This is a genomic window from Pseudoalteromonas sp. TB51, from assembly GCF_000498055.1.
GTDB classification, from domain to species: Bacteria; Pseudomonadota; Gammaproteobacteria; order Enterobacterales; family Alteromonadaceae; genus Pseudoalteromonas; species Pseudoalteromonas atlantica.
This window is the reverse complement of sequence record NZ_AUTO01000191.1, coordinates 1-641: the sequence shown is the minus strand read 5'-3', so window position 1 is coordinate 641 and position 641 is coordinate 1. Positions and strand designations below refer to the sequence as shown.

The 641-nt window shown below is 43.5% G+C and carries 1 pseudogene; it reads left to right on the top strand.

The features are described from left to right. Positions 1-641 (top strand): annotated as a pseudogene (locus L650_RS0110175) (PD40 domain-containing protein); the annotation flags it as partial.

Sequence of the window (641 nt, the reverse complement as noted above, 5' to 3'; positions counted from 1 at the left end):
GCCGCTGTGGTAGATGCCAAATTAGCACCCACTAGTTTTTTATCGAGCGATGGCCAATGGCTTGCTTTATTTGAGCGTAAGCGCGTAGAGACGCTTGACGAGCTTGCTAAAGATGAGCTTAAACTTGCGGGTATAAAGCTAAACCCTGCTAACTTTTCACGCTCGCGTGTTAGCGCTAAATACAGCGCGCTTGAGCTTAAGCATGTGCAAAGCGGCACCGTTATTAATATTAATTATTTACCAAACGGTATTATTCGCTCGCCTAAATGGTCATCTAACAGTAAATATTTAGCGTTTGTTGTAGAGCAACAAAACCAAGCAAATTTATGGCTTTACAGTGTAGAGACAAAGCAAGCTAAAATGCTCTCAAATGCAGCGCTTAACTCGGTTATTACCGCTACGCCTTACCAATGGCTGCCCGATAGCAGCGCACTGGTTGCAAATTTAGCGGTTAATATAGGTAAACCCGCGTTAAAAAACAGCAGTCAAAATGTAGTGCCTGTTATACAGCAAAGCACAGGCGAAAAAGCCCCAGCGCGTACTTATCAAAACTTATTAACCAGCCCGTTTGACGAAGCACAGTTTAAATTTTACGGCCAAGGGCAATTAGCTTACGTAACGCTTGATGGCAATACACAAGC